The sequence below is a fragment of the Aeromonas sp. Marseille-Q5825 genome, assembly GCF_946892685.1.
Taxonomy (GTDB): Bacteria; Pseudomonadota; Gammaproteobacteria; order Enterobacterales; family Aeromonadaceae; genus Aeromonas; species Aeromonas rivipollensis.
In genome coordinates this window covers 407302-426285 of sequence record NZ_CAMPOU010000006.1, presented here as the reverse complement: position 1 = coordinate 426285, position 18984 = coordinate 407302, and the positions used below count along the sequence as shown (strand labels likewise).

The following is an 18984-nucleotide window of genomic DNA, read 5'->3' as shown; positions in this document are numbered from 1 at the left end:
ATGGCACAACCCAGACTGAAAATGCGCCTCGGCGACCTGCTGGTACAGGAGCAGATCATCTCGGATGATCAGTTGCAGCTCGCCCTGCAGCAGCAGCGTCAGACCGGGCGCAAGCTGGGGACCACCCTCATCGATCTCGGCTTCATCAGCGAGGTGCAGCTGCTGCAGTTCCTCGCCCGCCAGCTGGACGTGCCCTTCTTCGATCTCAACAACCTCACCATAGACGCCTCGGCAGTGACGCTATTGCCCGAGGTGCAGGCCCGCCGTTATCGTGCACTGGCGGTCAACCTCAGCGACGACAAGGTGACAGTGGCCATGTCGGATCCTGCCGACTTGAGCGCCCTGGATGCCATAGCTGCCTTGCTCAGCCCCCGCGAAATGGTGCTGGCGGTGGCGCGGGAAGGGCAACTGCTGGAGTATTTCGACCGCCTCTATCGCCGCACCCGGGAGATAGAGAGCTTCGCCGAGCAGCTGCACGAAGAGTATCAGGACGCCGGCTTCGAGCTGGGCTCCAGCAATCTCGGGGCCGGTGACGAGGGGGAGGCGACGGTGGCCAAGCTGCTGCGCTCCCTGTTCGAGGACGCGGTGCAGGTGGGGGCCTCCGACATCCACATAGAGCCGGACGAGAAGGTGCTGCGCATTCGCCAGCGCATCGACGGCGTGCTGCACGAAAACATACTGAACGAGGTGCGCATCGCCCAGGCGCTGGTGCTGCGCCTCAAGCTGGTGGCCGGGCTCGACATCTCCGAGAAGCGGCTGCCCCAGGATGGCCGCTTCGCCATGAAGGTGCGCGGCCGGGACGTGGATGTGCGTATGTCCACCATGCCGGTGCAGTACGGGGAATCCGTGGTGATGCGACTGCTGGATCAATCCTCCGGCATCTTGTCGCTGGCGGAAACCGGCATGCCACCGGCCATCCTGTCCCGCTTCCGGCGCCAGCTCAAGCGCCCCCACGGCATGATTTTGGTGACGGGCCCCACCGGCAGCGGCAAGACCACGACGCTCTATGGCGCCCTCTCCGAACTCAACCAGGCCAGCCACAAGATCATCACGGTGGAAGATCCGGTGGAATACCGGCTGCCGCGGGTCAACCAGGTGCAGGTCAACCCCAAGATAGGCCTCACCTTCTCCCAGGTGCTGCGTTCCACCCTGCGTCAGGATCCCGACATCCTGCTGGTGGGGGAGATGCGGGACAACGAGACGGTGGAGATAGGCCTGCGTGGCGCCATCACCGGCCACCTGGTGCTGACCACCTTGCACACCAACGATGCGGTAACCAGCGCCCTGCGCCTCATCGACATGGGGGCCCCCGGCTATCTGGTGGCGAGCGCCCTGCGGGCCGTGGTGGCCCAGCGTCTGGTGCGACGGGTGTGTGAACACTGCGCCTGCGAGACGGCGCCGGACCAGGGGCAGGCCACCTGGCTCACCATGCTCTCCGGCGAGGCACCCGGCCAGCACCTCTATCGCAAGGGGCGTGGCTGCCAGAGCTGCAACTTCACCGGTTATGCGGGCCGGATCGGGGTCTACGAGCTGCTGGAGCTGGATCAACCCATGATGGATGCCCTGCGCCGCAACGATGCGGAGGGCTTTGCCCGGGCGGCGCGCGAGCACGAGCACTACAGGCCCCTGGCCCTGACGGCACTCGACTATGCCCGGGAGGGGATCACCTCGGTGGATGAGGTGCTCAGGCTGGCCGAGGATCTGGGATAAGCCATGGGCAGCTTCAACTACAAGGGGCGCGACAGTCAGGGCCAGGCCGTCAGCGGCATGGTGGAGGCCGCCAGCGAGCTGGCCGCCGCCGAGCAGCTGATGCGCCGTGGCGTGATGCCCACCGAGCTCAAAGCGGGCAAGGCGAAAGCGGCCGGCATCGACTGGTCGCTGCTGCTGGAGGGGAGCGTCAAGCTGGAGGAGCTGGTGGTGTTCAGCCGCCAGATGTATGCCCTGACCCGGGCGGGCATTCCCATACTGCGCGCCATCGCCGGGCTGGAGGAGAGCGCCCACAGCAAGCCCCTCAAGCGGGCACTCCATACCCTGGGGGAGGATTTGGGCAACGGGCGGCCGCTGTCGAGCTCGATGCAGGCGCACCCCAAGGTGTTCAACAGCCTGTTCGTCGCCATCATCCACGTCGGCGAGAACACAGGCCAGCTGGAGGAGGCCTTCCTGCAGCTCGCCAACTATTTCGATCTGGAGCTGGAGACCCGCAAGCGGATCAAGACAGCCATGCGCTACCCCAGCTTCGTGATGATTGCCATCGGCATCGCCATGGTGATCCTCAACATCATGGTGATCCCTGTCTTCGCCGGCATGTTTGCCAAGTTCGGGGTCGAGCTGCCGCTGGCGACCCGGATCCTGCTCGCCACCTCCCACTTCTTCGTCCACTACTGGTGGCTGCTGCTGGCCATCCTGGCGGGCATGGTGTTTGGCTGGCGCCGCTGGGTCGCCAGCCCCCAGGGCAAGCTGACCTGGCATCGCTGGCAGCTCAGGCTGCCCATAGTCGGCACCATCATAGAGCGCTCCCTGCTGGCCAGATTTGCCCGCAGCTTCTCCATGATGCTCAAGGCCGGGGTGCCGCTCAACCAGGCGCTGACCCTGGTGGCCGATGCGGTGGACAACGCCTATATGGCGGGACAGATCCGCGACATGCGGGCGGGCATAGAGCGAGGCGAGAGCCTGCTGCGCACCGCCGGTGCCAGCGGCCTGTTCACCCCCCTGGTGATGCAGATGATTGCTGTGGGGGAAGAGACGGGCCAGGTGGACGAGCTGCTGCACGAGGCGGCCGAATACTACGAGCGGGAGGTGGATTATGACCTCAAGAGCCTCACCGCCCGCATCGAGCCCATCCTGATCGGCATAGTGGCCGTCATGGTGCTGGTGCTGGCGCTCGGTATCTTTACGCCCATGTGGGACATGATGCGTGCCGTTCGCGGCCAGTGATGTGGTTCAGCATCTTTACTCCTCCTGGTGGGGGACATGATGAGGGCCGTGCGTGGTCAATAGACGGTATCTTCACTCCACCTGGTGGGGGATATGATGCGTGCGGTTCGCGGTCAGTGATGGGGTTCAGCATCTTCACTCCTCCTGATGGGGGCATGATGAGGGCCGTGCGGTTTGCGGTAGACAAGGGGCCGGAGAGGCATGAGCAGACAGTCCGAGCAGGATGAGCGCTGGCTGGGAGGCTACAGGCGGATGGTCGCCTGTCTCCTGCTGCTGGTCATCCTTGCCACCCTGGCCCTGAGCTATCGCAGCCACAGGGAAGAGGCGCTGGCGGTCAGCCTGAGCCTGCTGGGGGAGCAATTTGCCGAGCGGGCCCAGCGACTGCACGGGCGCTGGCTCGATGAGCGGCGCCCCGAGGTGCTGCATGCGGAGGGGGCGGCCTGGCAGTTCGATGGGCGGGGCTGGCCGCTGGCGGTGCTGCCGCTGCAGTCACCCTCCGCCAACTGCCGCCAGCTCTGGCTGACGCTGATAGGCCCCGAAGATCCGGGGTTGCCGTCCTGGCAGGCACTCGCCAGCCAGCATGGGGACGGCTGCGAGTTTGGTTGGGAAGGGCACTGGCTGTTCTACCGTTTCAGCGATGGCAGGGTACTGGCGAAGCCTTGAGTCGATCTCTCAAGTGCTTCAGCGACATGATTTTTTTCTATCTGCATGAAATAATGCGGAACATTACGGAGGCAGCATGGCAGCAAAGAGAGTGAGCGCCGGCCAGGGACCGGGTCAGATGACCGGTTTTTCCCTGATAGAGCTGGTGATCGTCATCGTGATTCTGGGGATCCTGGCCGTCACCGCCTTGCCCCGTTTTCTCGACGTGACCGACGAGGCGAAGAAGGCCAGCGTGGAAGGGGTATCGGGCGGCTTCGCCACAGCGGTCTCCCTGGTGCGGGCCCAGTGGGAAGCCGAGGGGCGTGCCAAGCAGGACAGCCTCAACACTGTGCTGTACGACGGTTCCCGTTTCTATCTGACCACGCCGACCGACAGCCAGGTCAGCAATGGCGAGCTCTCCCCCGGTTATCCCATGGATACGGCGGCGAGCGGCGCTCCCGATGTGGATCCGGCCAATCTGACGGCGGCCCGCTGTCTCAATATTTGGGAGGGCTTGTTGCAGAATCCTCCCAAGGCTACTGCCAACTTTGACGAGGTGCGCGGTAGCGGCAATGACCTGAAGTTCTATGCCACGGTGAGCAACAATGGACTGGATTCGGTCTGCCGTTACTATCTGGTCAACAGCCTGAGCAAGGGAAGTGATGGGCGCTATCAGGACCCGCAAGGGAGCACCGATGCCTACATGAGTTTCAGTTACCGCCCGGCCTCCGGCCAGGTGACTACCAATATCAATTGATAAACAGAGGAAAATGTAATGAAAAAGCAGGCGGGTTTTACCCTGATCGAACTGGTGATCGTGATCATCATCCTGGGCATTCTGGCGGTCACCGCCGCGCCCAAGTTCCTGAATCTGCAGGATGATGCGCGTACTTCCACCCTGAAAGGGGTTGAGGGTTCGCTGAATTCTGCTGGGGCTATGGTTTACAGCAAGGCGGTGCTCAAAGGAAAAGATAAAGAAAGTACTGCATACGATTTGGATTTGGGTAACGGCAAACAGGTTTCGACTTTGTTTGGCTACCCGGTTGCGACCTCTGCAGCCTTGACCGCTGTGGTTGAGCTGAATGCAAATGATTGGGTGTTTGCAGCACCGAAAGGCACCAACCCGGCATCCATTCAGATCTTCCCAAATGGTGTATCTACCGGCTCGGAAACTTGCAATGTAACCTATACCGAAGCCACTTCTACCGCTGTTCCAGTAGTAGAAACCAAAGCTTGTAATTAATATTTTTATCTAAAGAAGCAGGGAGATTTTCTCTCTGCTTCTTTTTTAAAAATGGGTAGATATGGCATGCGAAAAGAACGAATTAGCAGACATGGCTTTACCCTGATTGAACTGGTGATCGTAATCCTGTTGCTCGGGATTCTGGCCGCCTTTGCCGTGCCCAAGTGGCTGGGCAAAGGCGGCTTTGAAACCCATACCCTGCGTGACGAGCTGGTGACCCGGTTGCGGCTGGTGCAGACCATGAACATGCATGAAGGGGAGGCGCGCTGCACCCAGCTGGTGCTGGAGCAGAGTCGCTTCGCTCACCTGACCCAGACGGGCAGCTGTGCGCCCGGGTCCATCATAGATAAATGGAGTGCAGACGAGCGGAGCCGGGGGCGCGTTGTCACGGTCTCCGGCGACATCTCCCTGCCGCAAGGCAGCTTCTCTTTCGACAAGCGCAGCGGCCGTCCGCTCTCACCCTCCACCTGCGTCAATGGCTGCAACCTGGTGGTGAGCAGCGGGCAGGAGAGCGCCCGACTGCGTATCGAGCCGGAAGGTTATATCCATGCCCTCCCTTAAGGCCCGTCGCGGCTTCACCCTGATCGAATTCGTGGTCGGCATTGTGCTGCTGGCCATCGCCCTGACCGGCATTCTGGGGCTTCTCATCAATCAGGCCCCCCAGGGGGTGGATCCGGTGCAGCAGGTGCGGGGCGCCCAGCTGGCCCAGCGGATCCTCGGCGAGGTGCTGCAAAAATCCTTCGATGAACACTCGGATCACAATGGCGGCCGTTTTCGCTGCGGCGAGAGAGTCGGCACCCCTGCGGTGACCTATCCCGCCTGCACCCCGGTCGCCGATTACGGCCCGGATGGCGGCGAGACGCGCCCCTACGAGTTCAACGACGTGGATGACTTCGATACCGCGGGCAACTGGGTGGACGCCAACCAGTTTACCCAGACGGATGCCGAGGGCGTCAGCGACGAGGAGTATCGCCACTATCAGGTCAGGATCGCCGTCACCCCGGATACCCTGTTCGGGAGCTCAGGCCTGGGGGCCGAGTCCATCGGCAAGCGCGTCGCCCTGACAGTGCGCCTGCCGGACCAGAGCGAGCTGGCTTTCACCCTCTACCGGGGGAATTACTGATGCGCGCGACAAAAGGTTTCACCCTGGTGGAACTGGTGATGGTGATACTGCTGCTCGGGGTCATGGCCACCTTTAGCAGCCAGTTTATCGGCATCGGCACCCAGATTTACGGGGATGCCAGCCGCCACGAGCAGCTGATGAGCGATGCCCGCTTCGCCCTGGAGCGGCTCAACCGCGAGCTGCGCGATGCGGTGCCGGGCTCGGTGCGCATCGAGGATGAGGCGGGCAACCCTCTGGATCAGGGGGCCTGTCTGCGCTTCTGGCCCATTGCCACCGCCAGCCGTTATCTGGGCTCAGCGGCCAGCGGCGGGCTCACCATAGTGGAGCCCGAGGTGCTGCCCCGGGAAGAGGACGAGGCCATCATCTACCCCCTTGCCGATCCTGCACTCAACCTGGAGCAGGGATGCCTCCATGGCAACTGCGTGGCCAGGGTTATTTCGGTGGGCAGCCCGGTCTCGGGAGCCTTGCCGCTGACGGTGGATGGCGCCTTCACCAAGGAGTCGCCGGGGCAGCGCATCTATTTTTCCCGCCAACAGGTGCGCTACTGCGTGATGAATGCCGCCCTGACCCGGGCCAGCGCCGCCATAGGCACTGACTTTCACGGGAGCACGCCGGCCCTGATGGCCGAGCATGTCCGCCCTGCGCCCTATTACTTCTATCGGGAACCCGCCGCCTTCAGCCAGAGCGAGGTGGGACTGCGGATGGAGCTTGAGCAGCGGGGCGAGCGCGTTCTCTTCAACCACAAGCTGGAGACGCTCAATGTTCCCTAGGCCTCCCCGCAGGTTGGCGCCCCAGCGTGGCAGCGCCATCATGGTCGCCCTCTTCGTCATCGTCATCATGGCCCTGCTGGCGGCGGCCATGGGCCGCTTCCTGGTGGACAGCGGCGAGAAGAACACGGTGGAAGTGCGCGGGGTGCGTGCCCTGATGGCGGCCCAGAGCGGGCTGGAAATCGCCCTCTATCAGCTGTTTCCCAATCGCAGTGGCGCCGAGTTGCCCGCCGCCTGCACCAAGGTGGCGGCGTCCCGTACCTTTGACAAGGATCCCGGCCTGAGCGGGTGTCGGGTCTCGGTGAGCTGCAACGAGATCCTGGCCAGTCAGGGGGGAGAGACCAGCACCACCTACCGACTCACCAGCCTGGGCACCTGTGGTACAGAGGCAGCGGGCGCCAACCCGGGCTTTGCCGTCAGCCGCACCCTGGTGGCGGAAGCCTTTGATGGAGTGATGCCATGAGACTCTGGTTGCTGGTCTTAACAATGTTGTCTGGTATGGCTTGTGGGTTCGAAACCGTCGACACTGACACCTATTTCCCGGCTGTGGTTCAGGGCCACCGCGGTAATAACAACGCGGTCTGTACTGGTCAGGATGCTGCCAAGCTGACCCAGAACAACCAGGCGAAAATAACGGGCACTGCAGGTGCTGCATTGAATTTCTGCGACTCGAATCAGGGTTCCGGCATGCCATTGGATGGCTGTGACAACGCCAATGGTTCTCGCCGGCTCTGCTCTATCAGCGACCGTTCCATCCGAGGGATGTCTACATCGGGTGGTAACAGCTTCCTGAGCAGTTCGGGCAGTGATGGTGACATCGGTCACTGTAATAGTGGGCAGCAATTGACGCTTGGCAGTGCCAGCCAATACCAGTTCGGGACTATCAGCCTCTACAGTGCCTGCACCCTGACCTTCTCCAGCACCCGTCAAGAGTACAGAATCCAGGCTCTCGCTTTGGGGGGAGCAAAAGTGGTGCTGCCCGCCGGGGATTATTGGATAGACAGACTCGTCGTCAATCAGGGCGGGGAGATTGAAACCCGTGGCAATGTGCGTATCTTCGTCAACGCGGTGGAGTTTAATGGCGGGCGTCTCAACGCGGCCAAGACGGGATCTGTGCTGCTGTTTGGATACCAGAATGTCAACTTGAATGGTGAAAGCCTAGTCAACGGCCTGGTATATGCCGATCAGGCATTAAATATGAATAACGCTAGCGTTATCAACGGTAGAACGACCAGTCGCTCTCTGTTTATGTCTGGCACCACCGCCATCAATGACAAGATGCCCCCCCCTGTCACTGCGGCGATAGATCACTTCGAGTTCGATCACTCCGGCCAGGCCCTGACCTGCAACCCGGAAACCCTCATCATCCGGGCCTGCGCCAACGCCAGTTGCAGCCAGCTGTTCACCGACCCCGTGAGCGCCGTCCTGACGCCGCTTAAAAATGGCAGCAATGGCTGGATAGCCGACAGCCGGGTGAGTTACAGCGGCAACACAGCCACAGTGAATTTCAGCGGCGGCACCACCAAATTGCAGCTGCGCAACAATCTGGCGAGCGCCATGAGGGTGGGGGTGAGCGGTTCGACGCCGTCCATCAAACCCCTGAGCACCACACTATGCCGGGCGGGCAGCGGCGCCTTGAGCACCGCCGCCTGTACCCTCAGCTTTGCCGACAGCGGCTTCCTGTTCAACGTGCTGGATACCTATGCCAACAAGCCACAGGATGTGGTGATCAGCGCCGTCAAGAAAGACTATGTGACCCAACAGTGTGTGCCCGGTTTTACCGGCACTCGCTCGGTGGGCTTCTGGGGGACTTATGTCACTCCGAATGCCAATGCATTTGGCAGCCAGGTCACGATAGATGGCAATCCTATTTCCACTAACGCAGCCGATGTGGCTTCGCCAGCGAGCACGATCATCAACTTGAACTTTGATAGTCAGGGCAAGGCGACGCTGAAGAAAGTGAATTACCCGGATGCGGGCCAGATGCGGCTCAATGCCCGCCACGATGGCAGCGGCGACACGGCAGGTCTGGTGATGACGGGCTCGGATCTGTTCGTCAGTCGCCCGGTGGGGCTCTGTATCACGCCTGCCCAGGGGACCTGCGCGGCAGGGGATGCCAGTTGCCCGGTGTTCAAGAAGACCGGCGAAGCGTTCCAGCTGAATATCAAAGGGGTGGCCTGGCAAGCAGACGATGACAAGGACCTGTGCAGCGGCAATCTGGCAACCCCCAACTTCGCGCTGGCCAATATTGCGCTGGGCAGCCAGCTGGTGGTGCCCAAACCCGGGGAGGAGGCGGTGGTCGGCACACCCCGCTATGACCATTCCAACCAGAAGGGCAGCAACAACCTCAACGGCGTCGGTCAGTCGGTCAACGAGGTCGGGGTGTTCCGGATGACGGCGACGCCACCGACAGCAGGTTATTTCAACTACACCATACCCCCCGCTACCAGCGTGCCGATGGGGCGCTTTATTCCGGTGGACTTCAATCTGGTGAGCGGTGACATAGTGCCCGCCTGCAGTGAGTGGTCCTATATGGGTCAACCCTTCCTGGCGGAGTTGAATATTCAGGCCCGCAATCAGTTTGGCGAGACAACCCAAAACTATCGAGGGGATTTCGCCAAGGGGGATGCCTACCTGAGTGCGGCCAACAACAGAGACGGAATATCGCTCTCCGCCCGGTTACGCAGTCTGGGGGATCTGCCCTGGAAGGCAGGAGAGGCTGATTTCAACGGGCCGACCGAGTTTGCCCGCCGCACCGATGGTCAGCCAGACGGCCCCTATCGCGAGCTTCTGTTTGGTCTTTATATGCGGGACAACGATGGGGAACAGACCCTGATCGCCAATCCCGACTTCAACGACGGACAGCCTGGGTCATGCAGTGGCGCCAGTTGCAATGCCAGGCTCATCGACGAGGTGCCCATGGAGGCGTACTTCGGTCGGGTGCAGGCGGGCACCCGCCAAGGGGTGGCCACGGCCGGGCTGGCGGTGCCGCTGCAACTGCAATATCACGAGGCAGGCGCCTGGCATGCCATGAAGGCGGACCAATGTACCCGGCTCTCCCTGCAAGATGGGGGTGTCGAGTTCACCGATGGCAGCCAGAGTTTCGATGGGGGAAGCGGCGATCTGGCGCTGGATGGCAACACCCGGATCCGGCTCGGCCTTGGCCCGATCGCCCCCGGCGCCATGATCCAGAGGGCGAAGGATGGGGTCATCACCTTGCAGTTTGCTGCCCCGGACAGGGCGGTACGCATTCCTTTCCGAATCGATCTGGCCAGGCAGCCGGAGTCAGAACAACAACTCGGGCGGCGACCGCTCTGGCTTTCCGACCCTGACAGTCTGGATGGCATGGCGATTTTCGGCCTGGGCCGGGGCAACGATCGCATTATTTATCGCCGCGAAGTGATGCCCTGAAAATGATATGGGGACAAGGAGAGGGGCGCTTTGGGGTGGGCCTGCGTCTTATCTCCTTGTTTCGTAGTGTTTGTCGGCCTGAGCGGGTGAGTGATGACTCGCATTTTTGTCGCGCCTGATTGACTGGCGACAGTTTGAGCGCTTGCCCATTGGGGTGGGCATTGGTAAAGTTAGCCGGTTTTCTGCACCTCCAAATTCTTAGGATTTCCCGTAGCCATGTTCAAAAAGCTCAGAGGCGTCTTTTCCAACGATCTGTCGATCGATTTGGGAACTGCCAACACCCTGATCTACGTAAAAGATCAAGGGATCGTCCTTAACGAACCCTCAGTTGTCGCCATTCGCCAAGAGCGCGGGAACGCCAAATCGGTCGCTGCCGTCGGTCATGCCGCCAAGCAGATGCTGGGTCGTACCCCTGGTAACATCTCCGCCATTCGTCCGATGAAGGACGGCGTGATCGCCGACTTCTACGTGACCGAGAAGATGCTGCAGCACTTCATCAAGCAGGTTCACGACAACAACTATTTCCGCCCCAGCCCCCGTGTGCTGGTGTGTGTGCCGTGCGGCTCCACTCAGGTCGAGCGCCGTGCCATCAAGGAATCCGCGCTGGGCGCCGGTGCCCGCGAGGTTTACCTGATCGACGAACCCATGGCTGCCGCCATCGGTGCCGGCTTGCCGGTCTCCGAAGCGACCGGCTCCATGGTGGTCGATATCGGTGGTGGTACCACTGAAGTGGCCATCATCTCCCTGAACGGCGTGGTCTACTCCCAGTCCGTGCGTATCGGTGGCGACAAGTTTGATGAAGCCATCATCAGCTACGTGCGCCGCAACTACGGCAGCCTGATCGGGGAAGCCACCGCCGAGCGCATCAAGCACGAGATCGGCTCCGCCTACCCGGGCGAAGAGGTGCGCGAGATCGAAGTTCGTGGTCGTAACCTGGCCGAGGGTGTGCCCCGCAGCTTCACCCTGAACTCCAACGAGATCCTGGAAGCGCTGCAAGAGCCGCTGTCCGGCATCGTATCCGCCGTCATGGTCGCCCTGGAGCAGTCCCCGCCCGAGCTGGCGTCCGACATCTCCGAGCGCGGCATGGTGCTGACCGGTGGCGGCGCCCTGCTCAAAGACATCGACCGTCTGCTGATGGAAGAGACCGGCATCCCGGTCGTCGTGGCTGAAGATCCCCTCACCTGTGTCGCCCGTGGCGGTGGCAAGGCGCTGGAGCTGATCGATATGCACGGTGGCGATCTGTTCCACTACGAATAAGACCCAAAGCCGGCCGAGCGCCGGCTCTTTTTTGACGACTCATGAAACCCATCTTTGGTAGAGGCCCTTCGCTTCAGTTACGGTTGTTTCTCGCCGTCATCATCTCTGTCGCTGCCATCGTCGCGGATTCCCGCTTCGGTGTGTTTACGCACGTCCGCGTCTATCTGAGTTCCCTCGTCAGCCCGCTGCAATACATCGCCAATGCGCCAGGTACCCTGCTCGACACCATGTCGACCCAGGTGCAGACCCGATCCAGCCTGATCGAGCAGACCAAGCAGCAGGAGCAGCAGCTGTTCACCCTGCGCTCCCGCCTGCTCAAGCTGGATCAGCTGGAGCACGAGAACCAGCGGCTGCGCGAGCTGCTCGGGTCGCCGGTGCACAAGGAGTCCCGCAAGATGGTGGCCGAGCTGCTGTCGGTGGATTCCGACCCCTTCAGCCATCAGGTGCTGATCAACAAGGGGGCGCTGGACGGCGTCTATAACGGCCAGCCGGTGATCAACGATCAGGGGGTGGTCGGCCAGGTGCTCCACGTGGGCTCCACCACCAGCCGCGTCCTGCTCATCACCGACTCCAGCCACGGCATTCCGGTGCGGGTGCTGCGCAACGATCTGCGCGCCATCGCCTCCGGCAGCGGCGAGCTGGACAAGCTGGAGCTGCGCAACCTGCCGCGCAACACCGACGTCCAGGTCGGCGATCTGCTGGTCACCTCGGGCCTTGGCGGCCGCTTCCCGGAAGGTTATCCGGTGGCGACCGTGACCCGATCCGATTACGTGGAGGGCAAGCCCTTCGCCCAGATCGAGGCCAGGCCCCTGGTGGCGCTGGACAGGCTGCGCTACCTGCTGCTGCTGTGGACCGACAAGAAGCCGGAAGTGCATGACGACGAGGCCATGACGCCGGCGGCGGCACCCTCTGCGGCGACGGCCACCTCGGCGGCGGAGGCGACGCGCTGATGCTGCAACCCGCCAGCGGCAGGATCTGGATCTGGATCTCGATCCTGCTGGCCCTGTGCCTCTCGATCCTGCCGCTTCCCTTTCAATTCGAACCCTTCCGGCCGGACTGGCTCGCCATGGTGCTCATCTACTGGGCGCTGGCGTTGCCGCACCGCACCAACGTCGGCACCGCCTGGGTTGCGGGCCTGCTGCTGGATGTGCTGCTCGGCAGCACCCTCGGCGTGCGGGCCATGGCCATGGCCATCACCACCTATCTGGCGGCCTTCCAGTTCCAGAAGATCCGCAATTTCTCCCTCTGGCAGCAGGCGCTGATCATCGGTCTGCTCTCCCTGGTGGGCAAGATCACCGTGTTCTGGGCCGAGCATCTGTTCAGCCGTGCCAGCCTCAACCTGGCCTATTTTTGGTCGACGTTGACAACGATGTTAATATGGCCCTGGATTTTTATGGTCTTGCGCAAGGTACGCCGTCGCTTCAATATCAAGTGAACATGAGCAAAAACAACGGATTGTAACTGCGTCTCATCTCATTGAGTGAATATGAACAAGCACAACGAACTGCAACTCTATCTCGCCTCGGGCTCGCCCCGCCGGCATGAACTGCTGACCCAGCTGGGCTACCGTTTCGAGGTGCTCAGGCTGGATGTGCCCGAGCAGCGGGAAGCGGGCGAAAAGCCCCAGGATTACGTCTGCCGGCTCGCCCGTGACAAGGCGATGGCCGGTGTGGCCGCGGCCCCGACCGCATTGCCTGTGCTGGGCGCCGACACCATAGTGGTGCTGGGGGACAGGGTGCTGGAGAAACCCTCAGACCTGCTCGATGCCAAAGACATGCTGGAGGCACTCTCCGGCAAGGTCCATCAGGTGATGACGGCGGTGGCACTGGCCACCCCGGAGCGCTGCGACGTGCGGCTGGTGACCACCAATGTGGCATTCCGCAAGCTGGACGAGGCCGAGATCGAGGCCTACTGGCGCACCGGTGAACCCTGCGACAAGGCCGGTGCCTATGCCATCCAGGGAATAGCCGGCAAGTTCGTCAGCCGCATCGAGGGGAGCTACAGCGCCGTGGTCGGCCTGCCCCTGCTGGAGACGGATCTGTTGATCAAGCAGCACCTCGAGCAGACTCGGTAATCCCCTCGTCAGCAGTTCGCTGCTGAGTTACCCATTGTTCGTCGTGCCAGAATTCAAAACTAGAAAGGCAAGGTAACTTATGTCAGTAGAACTGCTGGTGAACGTCACCCCCTCAGAGACCCGGGTCGCCCTGGTCGAGAACGGGCTGCTGCAGGAAGTGCATGTAGAACGTCAGGCCAAGCGCGGCATCGTAGGCAACATCTACAAGGGCAAGATCAGCCGGGTGCTGCCCGGCATGCAGGCCGCCTTCGTCGACATCGGCATGGACAAGGCCGCCTTCCTGCACGCCTCCGACATAGTGCCGCACACCGAGTGCGTGGCGATCAAGGAGAAGGAGCAGTTCCAGGCGGGCAACATCGCCGAGCTGGTACGCCAGGGCCAGGACATCATGGTGCAGGTGGTGAAAGACCCGCTGGGCACCAAGGGGGCCCGCCTCACCACCGACATCACCCTGCCGTCCCGCTACCTGGTCTTCATGCCGGGCAGCGCCCACGTCGGCGTCTCCCAGCGTATCGAGTCCGAAGCTGAGCGGGAACGCCTCAAGCGCACCGTGGCGGGCTATGTGGACGAGCTGGGTGGCTACATCATCCGCACCGCCGCCGAAGGGGTGGGGGAGCAGGAGCTGGAGCAGGACGCCGCCTTCCTGAAACGGCTGTGGCGCAAGATCCTGGAGCGCAAGCAGAAGTACCCGCCCTGCAAGATCCTCTACGAGGATCCCAGCCTGGCCTTCCGGGTGGTGCGTGACTTCGTCGGCGCCGAGCTCGACAAGATCCGGGTCGATTCCCGCCAGAGCTTCGAGCTGCTCTCGCACTTCACCGGGGAGTATGTGCCCGAGCTCGCGAACAAGCTGGAGTACTACTCCGGCGAGTCGCCCATCTTCGATCTCTACGACGTGGAGAACGAGATCCAGCGCGCCCTTGAGCGCAAGGTGGAGCTGAAATCCGGCGGCTACCTCATCATCGACCAGACCGAAGCCATGACCACGGTGGACATCAACACCGGTGCCTTCGTGGGCCACCGCAATCTGGAAGAGACCATCTTCAACACCAACGTCGAGGCCACCGCCGCCATCGCCCGCCACCTGCGGTTGCGCAACCTCGGCGGCATCATCATCATCGACTTCATCGACATGCAGTCCGAAGATCACCGCCGCCGGGTGCTGCACAGCCTGGAGCTGGCGCTGGCGAAAGACCGCGCCAAGACCAACGTCAACGGCTTCTCCCAGCTCGGGCTGGTGGAGATGACCCGCAAGCGCACCCGGGAGAGCCTGGAGCACGTGCTCTGCTCCGAATGCCCCGAGTGCAAGGGGCGCGGCCGGGTCAAGACGGTGGAGTCGGTCTGCTTCGAGATCCTGCGGGAGATCATCCGGGTCAACCGTGCCTACGATGCGGATCAGTTCACCGTCTATGCGGCCCCCTCGGTGGCCGACTACCTGCGGGGTGAGGAGTCCCACAGTCTGGCCGAGCTGGAAGTCTTCATCGGCAAGCAGGTCAGGGTGGTGACGGAGCCGCTCTGTGGGCAGGAACAATTCGATGTGGTGATGATGTAATTGATCTACCGCTGGCTGAGTCGGGGCTGGTTAGCCCTCGGGGTCTTCTTCGTGCTGCTGGCCATCCTGGTCAGCGTGGTACGCCTTGGCGGCCCCCTGCTCAACCAGCACAGGCAGGCGCTGATCGCCACCCTGCTTGGCGACAGCCAGCTGGAGGTGAGCGTCGAGCACGTCGGGTTGAGCTGGACCCAGCGCGGCCCGGCCCTCGAGCTGCAAGGGCTGGCCATCGCCCCCGATTCGGGGCGCTTCTCCCTGCGCCTTGGCAAGGTGTGGGCCCACCTCGACTTCTGGCGCTCCCTCAACGACTGGAAACCGGTGTTCGGCCAGCTGTTGCTGAGCGACGGCGACATAGCGCTGGATCTGGCGCAGCCAGCCGCCCCGACCGGCGAGAAGAGCCCGGATCAGCAACGGGCCCTGCTGCGCTTCCTGCTGACCCAGCTCTCCACCTTCGACATTCATGACAGCCGCCTGAGCGTGACCACGGCGCTCGGAGAGGTGCGCGCCCTCAACATCGCCCAGCTGCGCTGGCAGAATCGCGGCAAGCGCCATCAGGGGGTGGGCAAGGCCTACCTCATCAACGGGGTGGGCGAGAGCGCCATCGATCTCATCATCGACGTGGATGCCCCGCAAGTGCGCCTCGACAGGCTCAAGGGCCAGCTCTACCTGGGGGCCAGCGAGCTGGACATCAGCCCCATGCTGGCGCGGATCCATGCCGGTGAACCCAAGGTGACCGGCCAGCTCGACTTCCAGCTGTGGAGCGAGTTCGAGGGGGGCAGGCTCGGCAACTCCCTGCTGGCCTTTGGCAACAACCACCTGATCTGGAAGGACGAGGTCAAGGGCGAGCCGCACCGGCTCGATCTACAGGGGGGCAAGATCCAGCTGCGGCGCGACGGTGAGGAGTGGCAGCTCGCCAGCCATGACGTGACCTTCAAGCTCGATGGGGCGACCTGGCTGCAGAGCCGGTTGCAGCTCGAGCGGGTCGGCTCCCGCATCCAGGGCTATGTGCCCGCCATCGATCTCAACCAGATGGCCAACCTGAGCCAGCTGGTCTCGGGCCTCTATCCCAGCCTGACCAACACCCTCAAGCACACCCAGCCCAAGGGCAAGGTGCAGGAGCTGGTGCTGCAGGCCGATGGCGACTGGCAGGGGCTCTCCCTGAGCGGGCAGCTCAGGGGCTTCGAGACCAAGGCCTGGCAGGATGTGCCCGGGCTGCAGAAACTGGACGGCGACTTCTGGCTGACCCCGGCCGGGGGCAGCGCCCGCCTGACCCTGGGCAAGGGCAAGGTGGATCCCGCCCGTCACTTCAAGGTGCCTATCCCGGTCGACAGCCTCTTTGCGCGCCTCGACTGGTGGCGCGAGACGCAAGGCTGGGTGCTCTACGGCCAGGATATAGCGCTGGATAACGAGGACTTGACCCTCGCCAGCCGCTTCCGCCTCGAGCTGTTCGAGCACCCCTTCCTCGCCCTGACCGGCCGCATCGACGTGAAGAATGCGGCCCATGCGGATCGCTACTATCCGCTGGCCGTGATGAGCGACGGCCTGGTGGACTACCTGAGCGGCGCCATCAAGGGGGGCAAGGCCAAGGGGGCAGACTTGCTCTGGTACGGCGAGTTCCGCGACTTCCCCTACGACAACGGCAAGGGGGTCTTCCAGGTCGCCGTGCCGCTGGAGCAGGCCACCTACGAGTTCTTCCCCGGTTGGCTGCCGCTGACCGAGCTGCAGATAGATCTCCTGTTCCAGAACGCGGGTCTGGACATGCGCAGCAGCGCCACCCGGCTCGGCAAGGCCAGATCCGACGCTGTGCATGCCTGGATCCCGGATCTCTCCCCCGGGGCGCACCTCTACGTGGATGCCAAGGTCCAGGGGGAAGGGCAGGCCATCAGCGGTTACCTGCAGGAGTCTCCCCTCGCGGGCTCCGTGGGTCAGGCGCTGCGGGAGATCGAGATCCGCGGCCCCATGGATGGCACTGTCAAGCTGGACATACCGCTGGGTGGCAAGGGCGAGGTCAAGGCCAGCGGAGAGGCGAACTTCCATGACAACAGCGTCAGGATCGCCACCCTGGATCTGCCCCTGGAGAAGGTGCAGGGACGGCTCGAATATGACAACGAACACACGCACTTCAGCAACCTCAAGGCCAGCCTGTGGAACCAGCCGCTGACCCTGGATTATCGGGGCAAGCAGTTGCCCCACGGCTATCAGGCGGATCTCAAGTTCAAGGGACTCTGGGACAGCAGCCGCCAGCGCCAGGACATTCCCGCCCTCGAGATGCTCAAGGGGCGCAGCAACTGGACGGGGACCCTGGGGCTGACCCTGCCCGAGAACAAGGCCTTCAGCTTCCAGCTGGCGCTGGACTCCAACCTGCAGGGTATGGGGCTGGATCTGCCGGTGCCGCTGACCAAGGCGCCCGGGAGCCGGCTCCCCCTCAAGGTCACGGCACGGGGCCGCGACGGCAGCGCCGACATTCGCGCCGTGCTGGGGGCCGATGTGGATATGCAGAGCCGGCTGGTGTACGGCGAGGGGGCTCCCTACCTCAGCCGGGTGCGGGTCAACGTCGGTCAGCCCGGGGCCCGGGTGCTGCAAGACAAGCCCATGCTGCTCGCCATCAATCAGCCCCAGGCCGACGTGGCCGGCTGGCTGGCACGGCTCACGCGCTGGTTGCCGGGCAAGGGGGCGGGGAGCAGCGGCAATGCGGTGGTCGGCCCCGCCTTCCTGCCTCAGGAGTGGTGGGTCGATGGTCTGCTCGCCCGGGCCGATATCGGCAGCGCCAACCTCAAGGCGGTGCACTTCACTGTGGGGCCGGTGAACCTGGCCACCGAGGTGATGATCGACAGCCCCGAGGTGATGGGGGTAGTGCGCATTCCCGTGACGGACAGGCAGCCCATAGACGCCAAGTTCGCCCGTATTCACTGGTCAGGCAAGGGATCCGATCTCAGCCCCGAGCCCGATGCGAGGCAGGACAAGGCCATCATGGATGCCATTCCCTGGCTCACCTTCAGCTGCGTGGATTGCCGCTTCGGCGCCCTGCCCCTCGGGGAGCTCAAGGGGGAACTGGTGCCAGGCGCCAACCGGCTCGCTCTCAAGGAGCTGGAGATGCGGCTCGCCGGCAGCACCCTGAGCGGCAGCGCCGAGTGGCTGGCGCAGCCCGGCCAGATGCAGACCCGGGCCCGCGCCCACCTCAGCACCCAGAACAGCGAGTTGCTGCTCAAGCGGCTCGGCTTCACCTCGCCCATAGGCGACGCGCCTGGCAAGCTGGCACTGGATCTGAGCTGGCGTGACGTGCCCTACCGGCTGGACTTGCCGACCCTGGCAGGCAGTGCAGATTACCAGCTGGAGGGGGGCACACTGCGGGAGGTCAACGACAAGGGCGCGCGCCTGCTCTCCCTGCTGAGCCTCGACTCCCTGATGCGCAAGCTGCGCCTCGATTTTCGCGATGTGTTCGACAAGGGCTTCTACTTCGAGTCCATGTCGGCCTCCGCCAAGATCAAGCAGGGGGTGGTGGAGAACAACGATTTCTACATGAAGGGGGCCGCGGGCAACCTGCGTGGCGAGGGCATCGCCGATCTGGTGCGCTGGCGTCTCGATTACGATCTGAGCTTCTCCCCGAACCTGGGCGGCACACTGCCGGTGGTGGCTGCGTTCTCGCTGACCCCGATCACCGGGCTCTATGTGCTGGCGCTCTCCAAGCTGCTGGAGCCTGTGGTGGATGTGGTGACCCGCATCGACTTCCGGGTCTCGGGCCCGCTGGACTCCCCCAAGCTGATCGAGGCCGGCCGGGATCGCGCCCGCATCAAGCTCAACCAGCAGCAGAAGCAGGCGGTGGATGCGGTGGCGCCCAACCTGCCCGCCGAGGAGGTCAGCCCCTTCCTGCTGACCCCCAAGCACGGCGGGCCAGCCCAGCGCTGAGGAGCGGCGTCCGGTGCCAAATTCCTTTCGTCCCGGGCCCGAACCCCTCATAGTGCTGGGAGTCCCCCGCGAGCCGAGGAT

Annotated in this window: 16 protein-coding genes; all 16 read left to right on the top strand. The window is 63.2% G+C overall.

From position 1 onward, the window contains the following. Window positions 1–1710 (top strand): MSHA fimbrial ATPase MshE, encoded by a 1710-nt coding sequence (gene mshE / locus OC537_RS16915; RefSeq protein ID WP_163148094.1) that lies wholly within the window; start codon window positions 1–3, stop codon window positions 1708–1710. A 3-nt stretch (window positions 1711–1713) separates the two neighbouring features. Then, window positions 1714–2934 (top strand): type II secretion system F family protein, encoded by a 1221-nt coding sequence (locus OC537_RS16910; protein WP_262112974.1) that lies wholly within the window; start codon window positions 1714–1716, stop codon window positions 2932–2934. A gap of 201 nt (window positions 2935–3135) precedes the next feature. After that, window positions 3136–3597: a hypothetical protein gene (locus OC537_RS16905; RefSeq protein ID WP_163148092.1), complete on the top strand. Its 462-nt coding sequence runs from the start codon at window positions 3136–3138 to the stop codon at window positions 3595–3597. Between the two features lie 76 nt (window positions 3598–3673). Continuing rightward, complete coding sequence (locus tag OC537_RS16900) at window positions 3674–4333, top strand: type II secretion system protein (protein WP_262112973.1); 660 nt, start codon at window positions 3674–3676, stop codon at window positions 4331–4333. An 18-nt stretch (window positions 4334–4351) separates the two neighbouring features. Then, window positions 4352–4819 (top strand): prepilin-type N-terminal cleavage/methylation domain-containing protein, encoded by a 468-nt coding sequence (locus tag OC537_RS16895; RefSeq protein ID WP_262112972.1) that lies wholly within the window; start codon window positions 4352–4354, stop codon window positions 4817–4819. A gap of 66 nt (window positions 4820–4885) precedes the next feature. Beyond that, window positions 4886–5380, top strand: a complete 495-nt coding sequence (locus OC537_RS16890; protein ID WP_262112971.1) for a Tfp pilus assembly protein FimT/FimU — start codon at window positions 4886–4888, stop codon at window positions 5378–5380. Further along, window positions 5367–5942, top strand: coding sequence for a prepilin-type N-terminal cleavage/methylation domain-containing protein (locus tag OC537_RS16885; protein WP_262112970.1), 576 nt, complete (start codon window positions 5367–5369; stop codon window positions 5940–5942). The genes OC537_RS16890 and OC537_RS16885 overlap by 14 nt, the downstream gene beginning before the upstream one ends. Further along, complete coding sequence (locus OC537_RS16880) at window positions 5942–6712, top strand: PilW family protein (RefSeq protein ID WP_262112969.1); 771 nt, start codon at window positions 5942–5944, stop codon at window positions 6710–6712. Before OC537_RS16885 ends, OC537_RS16880 begins: the two co-directional genes overlap by 1 nt. After that, a complete protein-coding gene (locus OC537_RS16875) occupies window positions 6702–7172 on the top strand; it encodes an MSHA biogenesis protein MshP (protein WP_262112968.1) in 471 nt (156 codons plus the stop codon). Before OC537_RS16880 ends, OC537_RS16875 begins: the two co-directional genes overlap by 11 nt. Next, entirely contained in the window at window positions 7169–10120 is a 2952-nt protein-coding gene (locus OC537_RS16870) for a DUF6701 domain-containing protein (RefSeq protein WP_262112967.1), read from the top strand. The genes OC537_RS16875 and OC537_RS16870 overlap by 4 nt, the downstream gene beginning before the upstream one ends. Window positions 10121–10336: 216 nt before the next feature. Then, a complete protein-coding gene (locus OC537_RS16865) occupies window positions 10337–11377 on the top strand; it encodes a rod shape-determining protein (protein ID WP_005308111.1) in 1041 nt (346 codons plus the stop codon). Between the two features lie 41 nt (window positions 11378–11418). Beyond that, window positions 11419–12327 (top strand): rod shape-determining protein MreC, encoded by a 909-nt coding sequence (gene mreC, locus OC537_RS16860; RefSeq protein ID WP_234569464.1) that lies wholly within the window; start codon window positions 11419–11421, stop codon window positions 12325–12327. Next, window positions 12327–12812 carry a rod shape-determining protein MreD gene (gene mreD, locus OC537_RS16855; protein ID WP_025325450.1) on the top strand — a complete coding sequence of 162 codons (486 nt, stop codon included), beginning with the start codon at window positions 12327–12329 and terminating at the stop codon, window positions 12810–12812. The genes mreC and mreD overlap by 1 nt, the downstream gene beginning before the upstream one ends. Before the next feature lie 51 nt (window positions 12813–12863). Next, window positions 12864–13451 carry a Maf family protein gene (locus OC537_RS16850; RefSeq protein WP_106885186.1) on the top strand — a complete coding sequence of 196 codons (588 nt, stop codon included), beginning with the start codon at window positions 12864–12866 and terminating at the stop codon, window positions 13449–13451. Window positions 13452–13530: 79 nt separating this feature from the next. After that, on the top strand, window positions 13531–15000 hold the full coding sequence (gene rng / locus OC537_RS16845; protein ID WP_025325452.1) for a ribonuclease G: 1470 nt from the start codon (window positions 13531–13533) through the stop codon (window positions 14998–15000). Continuing rightward, the gene (locus OC537_RS16840) at window positions 15001–18903 is read left to right on the top strand and encodes a YhdP family protein (protein ID WP_262112966.1); all 3903 of its coding nucleotides are present in this window, start codon (window positions 15001–15003) and stop codon (window positions 18901–18903) included. Window positions 18904–18984 lie beyond the last annotated feature (81 nt).

Bases quoted from the DNA above. Each gene is read 5' to 3' on its own strand.
- OC537_RS16895 (WP_262112972.1), top strand. From the start codon at position 4,352: ATGAAAAAGCAGGCGGGTTTTACCCTGATCGAACTGGTGATCGTGATC.
- OC537_RS16910 (WP_262112974.1), top strand. From the start codon at position 1,714: ATGGGCAGCTTCAACTACAAGGGGCGCGACAGTCAGGGCCAGGCCGTC.
- OC537_RS16905 (WP_163148092.1), top strand. From the start codon at position 3,136: ATGAGCAGACAGTCCGAGCAGGATGAGCGCTGGCTGGGAGGCTACAGG.
- mreC (WP_234569464.1), top strand. From the start codon at position 11,419: ATGAAACCCATCTTTGGTAGAGGCCCTTCGCTTCAGTTACGGTTGTTT.
- OC537_RS16875 (WP_262112968.1), top strand. From the start codon at position 6,702: ATGTTCCCTAGGCCTCCCCGCAGGTTGGCGCCCCAGCGTGGCAGCGCC.
- OC537_RS16890 (WP_262112971.1), top strand. From the start codon at position 4,886: ATGCGAAAAGAACGAATTAGCAGACATGGCTTTACCCTGATTGAACTG.
- mshE (WP_163148094.1), top strand. From the start codon at position 1: ATGGCACAACCCAGACTGAAAATGCGCCTCGGCGACCTGCTGGTACAG.
- OC537_RS16870 (WP_262112967.1), top strand. From the start codon at position 7,169: ATGAGACTCTGGTTGCTGGTCTTAACAATGTTGTCTGGTATGGCTTGT.
- mreD (WP_025325450.1), top strand. From the start codon at position 12,327: ATGCTGCAACCCGCCAGCGGCAGGATCTGGATCTGGATCTCGATCCTG.
- rng (WP_025325452.1), top strand. From the start codon at position 13,531: ATGTCAGTAGAACTGCTGGTGAACGTCACCCCCTCAGAGACCCGGGTC.
- OC537_RS16880 (WP_262112969.1), top strand. From the start codon at position 5,942: ATGCGCGCGACAAAAGGTTTCACCCTGGTGGAACTGGTGATGGTGATA.
- OC537_RS16865 (WP_005308111.1), top strand. From the start codon at position 10,337: ATGTTCAAAAAGCTCAGAGGCGTCTTTTCCAACGATCTGTCGATCGAT.
- OC537_RS16885 (WP_262112970.1), top strand. From the start codon at position 5,367: ATGCCCTCCCTTAAGGCCCGTCGCGGCTTCACCCTGATCGAATTCGTG.
- OC537_RS16850 (WP_106885186.1), top strand. From the start codon at position 12,864: ATGAACAAGCACAACGAACTGCAACTCTATCTCGCCTCGGGCTCGCCC.
- OC537_RS16900 (WP_262112973.1), top strand. From the start codon at position 3,674: ATGGCAGCAAAGAGAGTGAGCGCCGGCCAGGGACCGGGTCAGATGACC.